The sequence below is a fragment of the uncultured Brachyspira sp. genome (assembly GCF_949287625.1).
Taxonomy (GTDB): Bacteria; Spirochaetota; Brachyspiria; order Brachyspirales; family Brachyspiraceae; genus Brachyspira.
In genome coordinates this window covers 1-16,144 of sequence record NZ_CASEGO010000079.1, presented here as the reverse complement: position 1 = coordinate 16,144, position 16,144 = coordinate 1, and the positions used below count along the sequence as shown (strand labels likewise).

The 16,144-nt window shown below is 28.1% G+C and carries 15 protein-coding genes and 1 pseudogene; 4 read left to right on the top strand and 12 right to left on the bottom strand.

Going from position 1 to position 16,144, the window contains the following annotated elements; genetic code table 11:
- Window positions 1–200 precede the first annotated feature (200 nt).
- Together Q1X91_RS11255 and Q1X91_RS11250 are read left to right on the top strand one after the other, a co-directional pair.
- Complete coding sequence (locus Q1X91_RS11255) at window positions 201–596, top strand: DUF4234 domain-containing protein (RefSeq protein WP_300757349.1); 396 nt, start codon at window positions 201–203, stop codon at window positions 594–596.
- A 127-nt stretch (window positions 597–723) separates the two neighbouring features.
- The gene (locus Q1X91_RS11250) at window positions 724–1,887 is read left to right on the top strand and encodes a peptidase M30, hyicolysin (protein ID WP_300757345.1); all 1,164 of its coding nucleotides are present in this window, start codon (window positions 724–726) and stop codon (window positions 1,885–1,887) included.
- Window positions 1,888–2,396: 509 nt separating this feature from the next.
- Here the strand turns inward: Q1X91_RS11250 and dnaX are convergent.
- Together dnaX and Q1X91_RS11240 are read right to left on the bottom strand one after the other, a co-directional pair.
- Window positions 2,397–3,968, bottom strand: coding sequence for a DNA polymerase III subunit gamma/tau (gene dnaX / locus Q1X91_RS11245; protein ID WP_300757341.1), 1,572 nt, complete (start codon window positions 3,966–3,968; stop codon window positions 2,397–2,399).
- A 76-nt stretch (window positions 3,969–4,044) separates the two neighbouring features.
- Window positions 4,045–4,638: a DUF1349 domain-containing protein gene (locus Q1X91_RS11240; RefSeq protein ID WP_300757337.1), complete on the bottom strand. Its 594-nt coding sequence runs from the start codon at window positions 4,636–4,638 to the stop codon at window positions 4,045–4,047.
- A gap of 166 nt (window positions 4,639–4,804) precedes the next feature.
- Here Q1X91_RS11240 and Q1X91_RS11235 point away from each other — a divergent pair, with 166 nt between their 5' ends.
- The gene (locus tag Q1X91_RS11235; RefSeq protein ID WP_300757332.1) at window positions 4,805–5,221 is read left to right on the top strand and encodes a hypothetical protein; all 417 of its coding nucleotides are present in this window, start codon (window positions 4,805–4,807) and stop codon (window positions 5,219–5,221) included.
- Window positions 5,222–5,336: 115 nt separating this feature from the next.
- Here Q1X91_RS11235 and Q1X91_RS11230 read toward each other — a convergent pair whose 3' ends face one another.
- The 8 genes and pseudogenes from Q1X91_RS11230 to Q1X91_RS11195 form a co-directional block, all read right to left on the bottom strand.
- Window positions 5,337–6,281 carry an ABC transporter ATP-binding protein gene (locus Q1X91_RS11230; RefSeq protein WP_300757327.1) on the bottom strand — a complete coding sequence of 315 codons (945 nt, stop codon included), beginning with the start codon at window positions 6,279–6,281 and terminating at the stop codon, window positions 5,337–5,339.
- A gap of 25 nt (window positions 6,282–6,306) precedes the next feature.
- Window positions 6,307–7,257, bottom strand: coding sequence for an ABC transporter ATP-binding protein (locus tag Q1X91_RS11225; RefSeq protein ID WP_300757325.1), 951 nt, complete (start codon window positions 7,255–7,257; stop codon window positions 6,307–6,309).
- Window positions 7,258–7,285: 28 nt separating this feature from the next.
- Window positions 7,286–8,161 carry an ABC transporter permease gene (locus Q1X91_RS11220; protein ID WP_300757321.1) on the bottom strand — a complete coding sequence of 292 codons (876 nt, stop codon included), beginning with the start codon at window positions 8,159–8,161 and terminating at the stop codon, window positions 7,286–7,288.
- An 11-nt stretch (window positions 8,162–8,172) separates the two neighbouring features.
- Window positions 8,173–8,658 (bottom strand): hypothetical protein, encoded by a 486-nt coding sequence (locus Q1X91_RS11215; protein ID WP_300757315.1) that lies wholly within the window; start codon window positions 8,656–8,658, stop codon window positions 8,173–8,175.
- Between the two features lie 143 nt (window positions 8,659–8,801).
- Complete coding sequence (locus Q1X91_RS11210; RefSeq protein ID WP_300757312.1) at window positions 8,802–10,193, bottom strand: ABC transporter permease; 1,392 nt, start codon at window positions 10,191–10,193, stop codon at window positions 8,802–8,804.
- An 80-nt stretch (window positions 10,194–10,273) separates the two neighbouring features.
- A pseudogene (locus Q1X91_RS11205) lies at window positions 10,274–11,206 on the bottom strand (ABC transporter substrate-binding protein); the annotation flags it as partial.
- Between the two features lie 15 nt (window positions 11,207–11,221).
- Window positions 11,222–12,064, bottom strand: a complete 843-nt coding sequence (locus Q1X91_RS11200) for a hypothetical protein (protein ID WP_300757308.1) — start codon at window positions 12,062–12,064, stop codon at window positions 11,222–11,224.
- Window positions 12,065–12,638: 574 nt separating this feature from the next.
- Entirely contained in the window at window positions 12,639–13,226 is a 588-nt protein-coding gene (locus Q1X91_RS11195) for a thymidine kinase (protein ID WP_300757305.1), read from the bottom strand.
- A 293-nt stretch (window positions 13,227–13,519) separates the two neighbouring features.
- Between Q1X91_RS11195 and Q1X91_RS11190 the strand changes: the two genes are divergently transcribed.
- The gene (locus Q1X91_RS11190; RefSeq protein ID WP_300757300.1) at window positions 13,520–14,404 is read left to right on the top strand and encodes a fumarylacetoacetate hydrolase family protein; all 885 of its coding nucleotides are present in this window, start codon (window positions 13,520–13,522) and stop codon (window positions 14,402–14,404) included.
- Window positions 14,405–14,603: 199 nt separating this feature from the next.
- On the opposite strand, the gene Q1X91_RS11185 is transcribed toward Q1X91_RS11190, so the two are convergent.
- Both Q1X91_RS11185 and Q1X91_RS11180 read right to left on the bottom strand, forming a co-directional pair.
- Window positions 14,604–15,272, bottom strand: a complete 669-nt coding sequence (locus Q1X91_RS11185; protein WP_300757295.1) for a hypothetical protein — start codon at window positions 15,270–15,272, stop codon at window positions 14,604–14,606.
- Window positions 15,273–15,291: 19 nt separating this feature from the next.
- Window positions 15,292–15,675 carry a hypothetical protein gene (locus Q1X91_RS11180; RefSeq protein ID WP_300757292.1) on the bottom strand — a complete coding sequence of 128 codons (384 nt, stop codon included), beginning with the start codon at window positions 15,673–15,675 and terminating at the stop codon, window positions 15,292–15,294.
- Window positions 15,676–16,144 lie beyond the last annotated feature (469 nt).

Sequence of the window (16,144 nt, the reverse complement as noted above, 5' to 3'; positions counted from 1 at the left end):
CTATAATTCTAATTTTTTTTATTTATAAAATCGATTAAACATGCGTTTTAATAATATTTTAAATATAATTTATATATAATAACATTTATTATTCTTTATAGAATATATGCATTAAAAAAATAAATATTATTGTAATTTTATTGATTATTTTTTAAAGTTAAAGTATAATCACTTTAAAAATTTTTTAGGAGGTTTAGATAATGGTAAAAGGTACTGTTAGAAGCATACCTATGCTTGTGGTATTAAATATTGTAACATGCGGTATTTATTATGCATACTGGATTTATAAGACTACAGATGAGATTAAAAATTTTATGGAAAGAGATGATATAAATCCAACATTAGAATTAGTATTATCTATTGTAACATGCGGACTTTATACTTTTTATTGGTACTATAAATACGGTAAAATACTTTATTTAGAGATGACTAAAAAAGCTGGAATGGACAGTACAGAAGACAGTACAGTATTATTAATAGTATTAAATTTATTTATGTATGTAATAGCATGTGCTATATTTCAGGATAAATTAAATGCTATTTGGAACAGCATACCTGATTCAGTATTAATAGAATCTCATAGTGATGATGAATAATTATTAATAATTATAATTAAAAGACTTGCTATTGCTGCAAGTCTTTTTTAATATTTTCTTTTATTTCTTTTTTATATTTTTTCCGATACTTATAAAAAGTATTATAATTTATAAGGAGTAAAGAACTATGAGAAAATATTTATTAATATTATTTATCATAAGCCATGCATTTGTTTTGAATGCATATGAAAGCCTAAATGAAGTTCTAAAAACTCCAGTAAGCTATAATATATATAAAGGCAAAAATACAGAAAAGGTATTTAATGCTGTAAGATATATAAATAATAATTATTCCAAAGAAAGTCTAAAAGCGAAAAATATATACTCAACATCTAGGATAGATATATATCTGGAGAACGGACTTCAAGTAAATGACAGAGATTTGCAAAGTATTATATTAGAAACTTCAAAAATATATGACATGGAAGAATATTTATACGGCAAATTAAAAGGTAAATTAACACTTTTAATAATGGACATTAACGGAGGCTTTACAGGTGATAAGCCTTATATGCAGGGATATTCAATACTTGACGGTCTCAATGAAATAAAAAATGATACAGATAATATTATATTTTTGGATTATATAAATGGTTGGGAAAATATAGCATCTGTTGTAAATACAATAGCCCATGAACTTCATCATGTTATACATTACAGTTCTTTAGAAAATAAAAGCAATTCTTCATTTGACATATGGGTAGATGAAGCATTATCAGAAGCTGCCGTTATAGCCTACAGAGGAAAATTGCCTAAAAACAGGCTTGATTATTATAATACAGATTCAATGTATTTAATAACCAAAGGCGATTATTTTGTAAATTGGAATCAGGGATATACAGTTCATAAATATGCTACTGTTTCTCTTTTTATGTATTGGCTTGGGATTCATTCAAAAAACGGTTTTGAAATATATAAAGATATAGCCAATGCCCCAGAAGAATATAAAGGAACTTATAAGGCTATACTTTATGCTGCCAATAAAAATATTAAAGAGTTTCAGGATTGGAGTGAGCTTTATGCATCTTGGCTAAAGGCTAATTATAAAAATGATTCAAAAGGTATTTACGGATACAAAGGGCTTATTACTACAAAACCCAAAATTATAACTACACAGTATAATTGTCCTATGGCACCTGGTTCTGCTATTTATGTTAAAGGTGATTTTATGTCTGATGATAAACTTTTAAGATATGCCGAACTTGGAAACGATACATATGTTGTCTATAATCCAGATGTAAATACCAAAGGCAAAGACAGATACTTGATAGTAAACTCATCTTTTTATTAATACTTTAGAAAGAACTTTTCAGCTATTTTAATAACTCCTAAGAATGAGTATATGGGGATTTCTCATGCATGTCTTCTGCTTGATATGCATGAGATTTTTTATAAGTATAATTTTAATATTATAACTTTATAAGTTTTATATCTTCATTTTTATTTTTTACTGTGAATATTTTATTCTCTTTTAATGACTTCTTATATTGCTATATTATCCATTCACTTAAAGATAATATATCAGAATAATTCTTCTCATATATTATGTGTAATCCTTTGTATTCACAAAATTATTATATATTCATCATAAAACATAAAGTATTACTAGTTATTAATAAAATAAGTTTTATAAGTTTAAAATGTAAAATAAATAATTTATTTTACATAATAATAGGCAATCAGCTGCATACCACTTCGTTCGGTCGCGTTGACATTTGATAAGAATAAACAATACCGTGCGTCCCGAACGAAGATGAGGGAGAGCTCGCGGTTGACAAACTTAAAAATTTTCAGTATATATTATAGAGAACCTTCATCTACTTCGGTAGCCTGAAGACGGCTTTTTAATTTATCTATCATATTGCCTTCAACTGCTCTCTGAAACTGTATAGCAACATCTTTATTTTTTGTAAACTTAGGTATAGCCTTCGATATCAAATCATTTATCCTTTTATCAGTCTGAGTCATTTCAAATATATTATCTGGAAGTGCTACTATTAATGTTGCACCTTTGCTTTCTATAGGGTTACCCTGTGATAAAAGAGAGTATATAGTAGGGCTTTCTGTTTCTATAAAAGAGAGTATTTTATTGTAGAATATACGCCTTTTATCTGTTGGATTTAAAGGCACATCATACTGAGGTTTAGGCTGATTTGCTTGTGAAGCTGTATTATTATTATTAGCACTTTCAAATCTGAAATCTTCACTAGTAGAAGAAACAGCAGAAACTGCCTGCATATTGGAAGCTACTATATCTACAGGACGAATCAAATTATCCGTATTAAGTAAAAGAAGCATACGCATTTCAAATATAGTTCTAGGATTAGATGCACTTCTTATACGCTCTTCTGTAAGTAATATATAATCAAGTATTCTCTCTATCTCATCATCGCTGTAATGATTAGCAAATACTTTTAAATCGTCTCTCTCATTTTCAGTAATCTCTAATAGCTTTGTATCATCAATACCGCTTTTTATCATAAGAACAACACGCATATATTCTATTACACTGTTTATAAATGTTCTAGGGTCTACTGCATCCTCAAATAATTTCTTCACAAACTCAAAATAAGATTTTTTATTTTCAGACATTATAATATCAAAAAACTCTTTAACAAAAGAAAAATTATTTCCTCCCACAACAGCATTAACATCAGCACTTGTTATATACTTTTTATCGGTAGTGTAAGCTATCATTTTTTCAAGTATAGTTTCACTGTCCCGTACAGAACCTCTTGCCTGCTTTGCTATTAAAAATACCGCCTCTTCATCATATTTAATATTCTCTTTATCAAGTATGCCTTTTAATATTTTCTCTAAATCTTCTATGCCTAATGACTTAAAAGTATACTGCTGACATCGGCTTCTTATAGTAGGAAGCACCCTGTCTGCTTCAGTAGTAGCAAGTATAAACACAACATGAGCAGGAGGCTCTTCTAAAGTTTTAAGAAGTGCATTAAAAGCCTCATTAGTTATCTGATGCACCTCATCTATAATATATACTTTATATTTTCCAGCTACTGGAGATATACGCACATTTTCTATAATACTTCTAATATTTTCTATACCTCTATTGCTGGCACCGTCAATTTCTATAACATCAAGAGGAGTACCGTTTTCTATCTGAGTACATGACGGACAAACTCCGCATGGCTTATCCGTAGGACCATTAACGCAGTTTAAGGCTTTAGCTATAATCCTAGCAAGAGAAGTTTTACCTACACCATGAGCCCCTGAAAATAGATATGCATGTGCTATCTTTTTTTGTGCTATACTTTTTGATATAGTCTTTGTGATATGCTCCTGACCTATAACCTCTTCAAAAGTTTGAGGGCGGTATTTTCTTGCTATTACTTTATAGTTTTCTGCCATATTGATAGTGTTCCATTATATTTATTTTTTATTTTTAACTAATTTATTTTAACAGACTATATTTATTTGTCAATTTTTATTTATGTTCCTGCCATTTGCAATCTGTTATATACATGTCAGTAAATACTGCCTTAAAAGATGAAGCCTCTGGACTGCAGGCATATATTCCAAGAGGAATTTCATCATCAGCCTTAAATAAATGAAATATTCTCATTTGTTTGAAATTTATTCCGTCTTCGCTATATTCAATTAAAAAATCGCTTTCTCTTCTGCTTAATCTATAATACATCTCTTTTATAGAAGCTGATATATCCTGAGTAGCCCAGTCGGAATATCCGTTATTTGTAACAACACTTCCCAAACGCTGATAATCTTCATTTTCGTACTCTATAGAAGCCTTAAACCAATTTTCACTGTCTATATATATTATAACACCGCACTGATCAAAACGGCGTTTGCTTTCAAATACAGTTTTTACTGTGAAAGAAAAATATTTATCTTTCATTTTTGTCTGAAGTATAGGGGCATTGTCATTTTGAAAACCATAGTATGTTCTCTGCCATAAGTCAGTATTGGCTTCTGTATATATTTCTATTTTTTTATCATCAATTAATATATTCTTAGGTTCTCTAATCCAAAATAAGTTCTCTTTTAAAAATTCTTTATGCATGATTTATATCCTAAATAAAATATAAAATGATTATATATCTTATTTTGCCTCAATTCAACAATTAATAATAAATAAACATTTTTTTATTTTTCTATTGACTAAATATACATAAATTTATATAATAGGCTTTTCATATAAGAAATTGGCAAAGGCGGTATTTAAAAGTATGGAAAACTCATATAAAGATATGTATGATAATATATTAAATAACTATGAAGAATACCTAAAAATTGTTGATATATGTCATAATCTATCTTCAATTAGAATCAATAATCTTATTAAAACTTTCGGCGGAAATAATTATGAAAATGAATGTTTCTATAAAGAAATAAAAAATGATAATATATCATATGCTATTGATATATACTGCGATAAAATAGATTCTACTTCTTTAATACTCCATTCAAGCAAAGGCTCTGATGATTTGGAAAGAATACTTTCAGAAAATGAATGTATGTATGGTTTTTCTAAGTCTGAAGATGAAGATACATTATACAGAAAATTTGTATTTCCTAAAGATGAAAAAAAATTACTATATATAACAGAAAAAATAATAGATTTATTTAAAAAAGAAATTGAATAATATTATTTAGTTTTTAAGTATTGTGTTTTATATATACTTAAAATACTTACTAATAATATTAATTGTTTTAACTTTATAGCTGGGATTTTTTTATAATAAAAGTCTCAGCCGTAATTTATATATCATCTCTTATACATGCAGCCTTATGATTTTTACCAATATCTTTTAATTGTACATTATCATTCAAACATTCATCTTTAGCATAAGCACATCTATTGTAAAATCTACATCCTTTTTTAGGGTTTATAGGAGATGTTGCCTCTCCTCTTAATAATATCCTTTCTTTTTTGTTATTTATATCAATTGTAGGTATAGCAGAAAGTAAAGCTCTTGTATAAGGGTGTTTTGGATTTTCAAATAAAGTTTTTTTATCAGCACTTTCTATTATCTCACCCAAATACATAACTGATATATTATTTGATATATGCTTTATAACAGAAAGATCATGAGAGATAAACATATAAGTTAATTTAAGTTCTTTTTGCAAATCCATAAGCAGATTAATTATCTGTGCCTGTATAGAAACGTCCAATGCACTTACAGGCTCATCACATACTATAAATTTCGGATTGATAGATAAAGTTCTAGCAATAACTATTCTCTGTCTTCTTCCGCCGTCAAATTCATGAGGATACATATTATAGCTTCTCTTGCTAAGCCCCACTATGTCCATAAGCTCTTCTACTCTTGCCTTTCTATCTTTAGCATTATTATATATATTAAAGAAAGTAAGAGGCTCTGAAATTATTTCAGAAACTGTATATCTGGGATTCAAAGATGAATAAGGATCTTGAAATATTATCTGCATAAATCTTCTCATCTTTCGCATATCATCATTACTTAATTTAGTTATATCCATACCGTCATAATATATGCTTCCGCTGTCAGCCTCATGAAGTCTTAAAATTACTCTTCCTAAAGTACTTTTTCCGCAGCCTGATTCACCTACTATTCCAAGAGTTTCCCCTTCCTCTATTGCTATATTCACATTATCAACAGCATGCAGTTTGCCTTTAGGTGTATTAAAATATTTATATAAATTCTTAGTTTCAATAAACATAATTATTATCCCTTAAATATTTTTATTAGAAATGACATTTATATTGATGATTATCCCCTATAACATCAGGCTTTTTCTCTATACATATATCTTTTTTATACTTGCATCTAGGATTAAAATAGCAGCCGCTTGGCAAATTGGCAGGATTAACCATATCGCCTTCTATAGGTATAAGTCTTTCATTATCAGTATCGAGTCTTGGTATAGAATTAAATAATCCCTTTGTATATGGGTGCTTAGTATTCAAATAAACGTCCTTAACATCTCCGCTTTCTACAATCTCTCCTGCATACATTATAGATACCTTATCGCAAACCTGAGCTACAACACCCAAATCATGAGTTATAAGAATCAAAGACATATCAAATTTTTCTCTAAGATTATTTATAATATTCAAAACCTGAGCCTGTATAGTAACATCTAAAGCAGTTGTAGGCTCATCAGCTATCAATATTTTTGGTTTTAAAAGCAAAGACATAGCAATAACAACCCTCTGCTTCATTCCTCCAGAAAACTGATGCGGATACTCTTTTAATCTATCACGCTGCACTCCTACTAGTTCAAGAAGCTCTATTATAGTATCCTTTTTCTCTCCCTTGCTCATACTGCTTTTATGGCTGTCCAAAACTTCCATTAACTGCTTTTCAACCGTCATAGTAGGATTCAATGCTGTCATAGGGTCTTGAAATATCATAGATATTCCATTTCCTCTTATACGCTGATACTCTTTATTGCTGCAGTTTATTATATTTCTGCCGTCATAAATGATTTCGCCGTCTATAATAAGTCCGGGCGGGTAGGGTATTAATCCCATTACCGATAATGCCGCTGTTGTTTTTCCAGCCCCTGTTTCACCTACTAATCCTATGCTCTCGCCCTTTTTTAAATTTAAATTTATTCCGTTTACTGCTTTTACTGTTTCATCTTCTTTTATGTAATGAACATGCAGATTTTTTATTTGTAATATATCTTCCATAAATTGCAGCCTTTAATTTTATTTATTGTTATTTCATTTTAGGATCTAATGCATCTCTAAGCCCATCACCCAAAAAGTTGAAAGCAAGCACCATAAGTATGATAGCAAGCCCTGGGAATATTGCTATATAAGGATTGGTTTCAAGATAAACACTTCCTATTTTTAATATATTGCCCCATTCAGGTATATGAGGCTCTATACCCAAACCTAAAAAACTTAAACTGCTAGTAGACAAAACAGCAGAACCTATATCGAGAGACATTCTAACTATAACTGGAGAAAGTACATTAGGTATTATATGCTTGTAAATAATAATAAAGTTATTAGCACCCAATGCCTTAGCTGCCTCTATAAACTCCATATTTGATACTGAAATAACACTCGCCCTTACAGTTCTAGCATAGCTTGGCACAGCACTTATACTAAGAGCTATAATAAGAACAAATACATTAGCCCCAAAAACAGAAATAATTGCTATGGCAAGAAGTATGCTTGGAACAGAATATAATATATCCAATATTCTCATTATAATATTATCAGGCTTTCCTTTATAATATCCTGATAAAGCCCCTAAAATACCGCCTGCTATAATAGGTATAATGGTAGATATTACTCCTATTATAAGAGAGATTCTAGCTCCGAAAACTATTCTGCTGAAAACATCACGTCCGTAATTATCTGTACCGAAAGGATATATTAAAGAAGGTGCCTGAAGAAGTGCAGTATAATTATTCTCTACAGCATCAGCATAATTAAATGTAAATAAACTGCTTATTGATAATGCAAATAAAAATATTACAAAAAACATTCCTATTACAGCCATCTCATTTTTAAATACCCTGTAAAGCACATCAACAAACTCTATAGATATATCATCATCTTTATGATTGATTTTTAATATCATAGTAATACCAGCTAAAAATGCAAAATATTTCCTAAGAATATAGTTAAAATCAATACAGCAGAAATAAAACAAAAAAGTTTTCTGTTTGGTTTTAATTCTTTTACAGAAACTAAATACATTGATGCTATATAAAATAATGATGTTAATATTAAAATAATTATACCAAAATAAAAATTATCAGGAATAATCTCTTTAAATAAATTAACCCCAGATACAAATATAATAGATATATTTATCAAAAAAGCCTCAAACATAAATATATATTCAAGTTTTTTCTTCTTTGCAATAAGCAGAAAACCAGATGAAGCTGTAAATATATTTGCAAATACTAAAAAGAATATAAGAATAAATCCCAATCTTCTAGTAGAAACAGATATATCATTATTATTTTTTACATCTTTTTTTAATTTTATAAGTACTAAATATGATACTAAAGATGATAAAAAATATAATAATGCTGCAGCAATTGTATAAAATATTAAAACTCTTTTTAGCAAAATCTAGTGAAAATAAAAGTATAATAACCCCTATAAATAAAGAAGCCCCAACAGCAAAATTGAGAGAGCTGTATTCTCTGAATTTAATAAACTTACTTTCTTCTAATTTTTTCTTATAATCCATTTTTTATTTCCTATTTTTTCTAATAATTTTTCATATTGGATTTTATTCTAGGGTCTAAAAAAGCATATAATATATCTACTATCAAATTAACAATACTCACAACTATAGAAACATAAACAACCCCAGCTAAAACTGCAGGTATATCAGGTATAAACTGCTTATCAACTATATAACTTCCTATACCGCTTATATTAAATACCTTCTCTGTAACAGCAGCCCCTCCCAATATAGATCCAAGCTGCATACCTACAACTGTTATTATTGGTATTAAAGCATTTTTAAAAATATGCCTGAATATAACAATGTTTTCATTAAGACCTTTACTCCTTGCAGTAAGTACAAAGTCGGAACTTTTTATCTCAAGCATAGAAGCTCTTGTCATTCTTGCAACACTTGCTGATAAACCTGTACCCAATACTATAACAGGCATTATATATGATTTAAAATCTCCTACAGAAAAAGTAGAAGGGAGCAAATTCATATTAATAGAAAAATTAAGTATCAGTATTAAGCCTATCCAGAAATTTGGTATCGATAATCCTATCAAAGCAAAAAGCATAAAAAGATAATCAAATAAAGAATACTGTTTTATAGAAGAAATTATTCCCGCTGGTACGGCTATTATTACAGCAAGCAAAAGCGATAAAAATGCTATAGATAAAGTTACTGGAAATTTACGGGCAATGGCAGAAAATATATCTTCATTTCCTACATAAGATTTTCCCAAATCAAAAGTAATAATATTTTTAAAAGCATTAAATAATTGCTCTATATAAGGCTTATCAAGTCCGTAAGATTTATTGAATGCTTCTATCTGCTCTCTTGTAGCATCCTGACCTAAAATATTTAAAGCACTGTCCATAGGAGAAATATAAAGTATAGTAAATACTAAAAAAATTACACCAAGCATTACAAATATCATCATTACAAGTCTTTCAAATATATACTTCATATACCATTTTGAAAATAAATATATAAGAATATACATAGGAAAGGAAAATATTATAGAATACACAAAAAATATTTTATTTTCTAATAAACTTCTTAATACTGCAGAATCGGTAAAATTAGATTTAAACTTTGCATCTCTCTCTTTTTCTTTTATCTTCTTTTGCTCTTCTATATATTTTTTTACCCTCTCTTTTTTTTCTGCTTCGCTTATTTTTTTTCCTAATATTTCTATCTCTTTTTCTATATGCTGATAATATTCTTTTTCCTGATATTGAGTATCATTATCCAAATTGAAAGATTGGTAAGAATGAGATTTTTTATATCTGCCGTAGAGAAAAAATTTTTTGCACCATATAAAAATATAAGTAAATATACCCAAAATTATAACAGCTATTCTATACAAGAATATTCTCTGCATTTTTTCAAAATTATTTATAATAGAGAAAATAATATTATCCATTTTCTATCTCTTTTTACATATAATAGCAGTTCTATAAGACATAAAAATATAATCTTATAAAACTGCTCAATAATAATTAATTACTGATTGGAAGAAACTTTGCTTTCTTCATATGCTTTTAAATATTGCTGAACTTTACTTTTATCAGCAGTTAAAGTATTGCCTGTATCAACCAAAGGACTAAGCGTAGTATAAGCCTTATAGCCATAACCGTCATTAACAGCAATAAAGGCATTTTGATCAGCTGAATATAATACAGCCTTTCTTATATTAATATCTTTAGTAACATGTCCGTCTGACATATTAAGAAAAGCAAATATTAAAGCATTACTAGGCATTGTTTGAAGAACTAAATTACTGTCGCTTTCTATTACTTTTAATTTATCAGCTACTATATCATATAATACATAAATATCGCCGCTTCTTAATGAAGATACAGCTGCATCTAAGTCTTTTATAAATTTTATAGTTACTGTTTTTATTTTAGGGAATTTATCAGTATCTTTCATAAACCCTGGGTTTCTTTCCAAAACTACTTCATAATCATTTTTATACACTGCAATATATTGTCCGCTTGTATACAAAGTATTATTATAGCTGTTTCCTTCTGTTATAGTAGATTCATCTCCATAACATATATCTTTTTGAGGATCATAATTAGCAACATTATAAGTATTTACTTTTTTTATTTGTTTTTCGCTTACTATACCTGCAGACTGATGTGCTAAGTAATTAAGAACTTGAGGGAATGGTTTTACTGTTGTAACTTTCACTACCTGATATACTCCGTTTTTATTATCCGCCTGAGAAGTTACAGAAGTTAGAGATAATATAGGAGCTGGTAAATTTTTAGAAAGTTCTGTATAAACATCGCTTGTATCTGTTTTAGTATTTTTAAGTTCATTTATATCTGTTACTATAGATATTGTTTCCATACTGCTGTGAAGACTGTATGTTCTATGATTAGGTACACTGTTTCTGTCTTTTGCTCTATTTAATGAAAATACAACATCACTTGCTCCTACTCTCTATCCGCTGTCAGCTGCTTTTTTATTTTCTACTTTGGCAAAATATATATCATCTCTTAAAACAAAATAATAATCTTTATTGCCGCTTGCTATAGCATAGTTATATGATAAAGAATTTTCTGTACTTATTTGATCATTAGTAGTTAAAGTAACTATTCTTACATACATTTGATTATTAATAAAATTGATAGAACCGTCATTTCCTTTTATTGGATCTAATGAAGTTAAAGAAGATATTGTCTGACTTATATATAAAGGTTCAGTTTCATTTTTGCTCTTATCTACAAATGATATCTCACCAGCATTAATAGAAGCTGCTTTATATATTTTTACAGTATTTTCATCTACAATAGTTTTATTAAATGCCTGAGTTTTTACTCTATTATATAATGGTATGATATATGCATTTTCATCTATGATAATTTTTTCTATTTCAGAATATGTAGCCTTAGAATCAGCAAATGACTCTGCAGATGCTTTTTCTATAAGTTCATCTAGCTGAGCATTAGATATTTTTGAATAGTTATAATCTCCGTCGCTTAAAAATAATGATCTTACGGCATAATCAGGGTTTCCTGTTACAGTATTCCAGCTGTTAATTGCTATATCATAATTATTAGCTTCCAACTGACCTGTAAAGCTGGCATAGTCTGGAAGCATATTAATAGTAGGATTAAATCCATTTTTAGAAAGTATATCTCTCATTACATTTAATGATTTCTCTTCAACAGCCATAGATATTATTTTTATATCTACCTTATTTTTTGTGCTGCTTTTTGAAGAAGATCCGCATGAAATCGTTAACAATAACGAGAATAAAAGAATTAAAATTTGTTTATGCATACTGCATACTCCTTAAATATTGTAATATTTTATTTATAAATAAAGAATTATTTATATTTCTGAATTTTAAATGTAAGCTAACTGCCTACTTATGATATTATAGAGGAAAATAATAAATTAAAGAAAAAAACATTTGCCTACACTTCCGAATGATATTTATAAGAAAAGTTTATACTAAATTATCAAAAAAATCAATTATTTTTTGATTTGTTAATTTATTAAAGTAGTTATAATTTTGTATATACTGAAAATTTTTAAGTTTGTCAATTTTTTTATTGTTCTTTTTCCCGCCGCAAAAAGAACCAAAAAGTGCAAGTATTAAAATTATTATTAAATCGTACCAATTATGTTTTATATGTAGGATAAATTACTAAATTTAGACTGAAATGCAGCATTTCGCCGCCGAAGGCACGACTGTGTACTTCGTAGGGCTAGTACCCACAAATACTAAAATTTAAAAATTTATTTTTTGACAAACTATATCTGTTTAGGTATAGAATCAGCACTTATTTTTATAGCTAGCTACATACTTTGTATTTATAGAACTTTTATCGTTTTTGATTTTTAGCAATTATTATAGGTCAAATTTTTCTTCATCTTCGCCTTCATAACAGTATCTGCAAACGCATTTATATATATCATCTCCAATTACAACTCTATCAACATCTTTCGCTATCCTTTTTGAATATATACCCTTTCTTCCGCATTCGCACTTACCAAATACTTTTGTATGAATATCTATCAAATCTTCCTCTATAAGATTTGATACACTTTCCCAATAATTTCTTTTATAATCCATATCAAGAGAAGCTACGCAGAAGTCTATATTATCATTACCGCACATTTTCATTAAATCAGCAAATATTTTAGGTTCTTTCAAAAAGCAAAACTCATCTATACCTATAACATTATACTTTGAAATATATTGATAAATACGCTCTATATTATTTCCTAAATCTTTTTCAATTTCCTCTTCGGTAATTATATCGATTCTTTTATCTAAATATACATTTTTGTCTCGGCAGAAATATCCTCTGAAAGAAATAGCTGGATATATAAATAATATTTTTATGTCTTTATTTTCCATTAATAGATAGTCTAATGTCTTTATCAGATATTTAGACTTTCCTGCAAACATTGGTCCTGTGATTAAATGATTCATACTAAAGAAAAATCCGCAATTTATTATAATTAAATACTTTTTATAGTTTTTTATTATATCATTTAATTGTGTATATATCAAATTATTTATACAGCATTAATTCAAAAATAATTTTAAAAATTACAGCATATTGAAAAACAATTACAAATCTATTATAATATAATAAACACTATTATAAATTAAAAAACTTTTTAAAAATTGTCTAAAACATCATTAAATTTTTTATATAGAGCTTTTTATTTTTTAAGCTATGATAATGCTGCTTTTTTCAATTTTTATAAACGGAGCAGTAAATGAAATTTGTATCTTTTGTAGAATGGAATAATACAGAATCTATTGGCATATTAAGTAAGGATGAAAAAAAAGTAATAGCCATAAATGAAATAATCCCAGATTTCAAAGCAAATGATAATCCTATGATTCAGCTAATAAAAATGATGAATGATGATATATTAAAAAAATTGAAATATGCTGAGGAGAATTGTACGCGTTCTTATTCTCTTGAAAATGTACAGATACTTTCACCTATAAGAAAACCTATCCATGATATTATATGCGTAGGTGTTAATTATAATGATCATTTATCTGAAATTAAAAAAGATATGAAAGATTTTAAAGAAGTTAAAGCCCCTGTATATTTTTCTAAAAGAGCTATAGAAATTATAGGACTTGGGGATAAGATAAAAGGAAGATTTGATTTAGATGAATGCCTTGATTATGAAGCTGAGCTTGCTGTAATTATTGGGAAAACTGCAAAAGACATAAATCCAGAAGATGTTAATGACTACATATTTGGATACAGTATTTTTAATGATATATCTTCTAGGGATATACAAAAACGTCATTCCCAATGGTATAAAGGAAAAAGTTTAGATTCTTACAGTGCTATGGGACCTTGTATAGTTTATAAAGATGATATAAAATTTCCTCTTGAAGTAAAAAGTATTTTAAATGATGAATTAAGACAATCCTCAAATACAAAATATATGATATATAATATAAATTATTTGGTTTCTGATATATCAAAAGGTATGACATTAGAAACTGGAGATATCATAGCAACAGGAACTCCGGGAGGTGTTGGAATGTCATTTAATCCTCCTAAATATATGAAGCGTGGTGATAAAATAACATGCTCTATAGAAGGCATAGGAGAGCTTATAAACTTTGTAGAATAAATAAGCTGCTTGTTCTAAAACCAATTATAAATTAGATGCAGTCTTTTCGCCTGCCTACGGCACGCAGAGCGAGGCGTACAGCGTCACAAAATGGGGATGTGGCACGACTTGTACTTCGTAGGGCTAGTCCACACAAATACTAAATTTAAAAATTTATTTTTTGACAAACTATATCTTTTTAGGTATATATTATAATAAATTATCTTCTTCTCCTAGTAGAAGAGCGTCTGAATGTACTTTTCTTTCTTGTAGAACTTCCAGAGTTTTGCTTGAATAGTGTACGTCTTTTAGAACTGCTGCTGTTATTATTATTTACTGTTGTTTTTTTAGATGAAGATGAATTAAATATGTTTTTTATACTTCTGCTGCTATTATTGTATGTAGTTCTTCTAGTATCATAATAATCTCTATCTACAGTGTTTCTTCTTCCATAATCATCATAATACACAGGTCTTCTATTATCCATCAGATTCATAAGCATCATATACGTAAAAAAGCTGCTTCCGAATCCTCCGCTCTGTGCCATACGCTGAGCTTTTTCAGGCTGTATTTCTTCAATAAAGTTTGTGTATTTACTAAATGAGTTTGTAGGAAAAGGAACGCTAAATTCATATTTTCCAGCATCAAACATCATTGGTCCTATCTGTGACATAGATGTATTGACTATAACATCATCATCATTTAAAAACTTAGAAATCAAAAATATATTTTCAGATTGTCTTCCAGATTTTTTAGCTTCTATTACAACTTTTATATTATCATTTTCTTTGCTTGATGATACTACATTGAAATATGATTTTGCTGGTCTGTAGCATGAAGTTAACATAACTATTAAAACAATTGTATATAATAGATAATTTTTTCTCATTGTAATCCCCCAATATAAACTACTTAGTCCAAATCATTACAAGAAGTTTTTTGATGCTTATTTCAAGTTCCATAAAATATGATGATAGTTTTTTACCTTCACTTTTTACTAATAATTTTTGATATAGTATCTCATTAAGCAGATAAACTAAAAAATCTTCTATACTTGAATAAACATCTCCAGCACTCTCAGAACTATAAAATACAACTCCTTTAGAATTGTTTAGTTCATCTGTTACAGCATTTCTTATTCTTGTTTTTTCATAATCATCTAAATCATTTATATGATTTTCAAGTTCTTCTCTGTTTCTTAGAAGCTCAAATTGAAAATCATCTTCATAAAGCGGCTTGAGCTCAGTTGTTTTTATCAGATCATAATATTTCCTTATTTCATCTAATATCATATAAACCTCCAACTATATTTTTCGTATTATAGCTTTTATGTATAAATTGTCAATATTATGAGTTATAGTCATATTTTACCAAAATTGTTTCAAAATTAATTTTATTTGTAATTAATAATTTTAACTCACAACCATAAAGCACACAGAGGGTCTGTTTTGCATACATTATAATACTGAATTACTGCTGCAAAGAAAGTACTTTAGTATTAGGTTGGCTTTGAAAAAGTTAATAAAAAACTGACAAGATAAAATTGTTTAGTATATACCTAAACAAATATAGTTTGTCAAAAATGAAGTTATATTTTGTTTTTAATATATGGGGCTTTGCCCCACACCCCAGTTCTTTTATGACGTCTGTCCGCCTGTGGCGTGGTATAAAAGAACCAAAAGAACTGTATTTTTAGCCTAAATTTATGGATATACACTACATTTAATACGTATATATAAAATATAAAGTTCTAGTAATTGC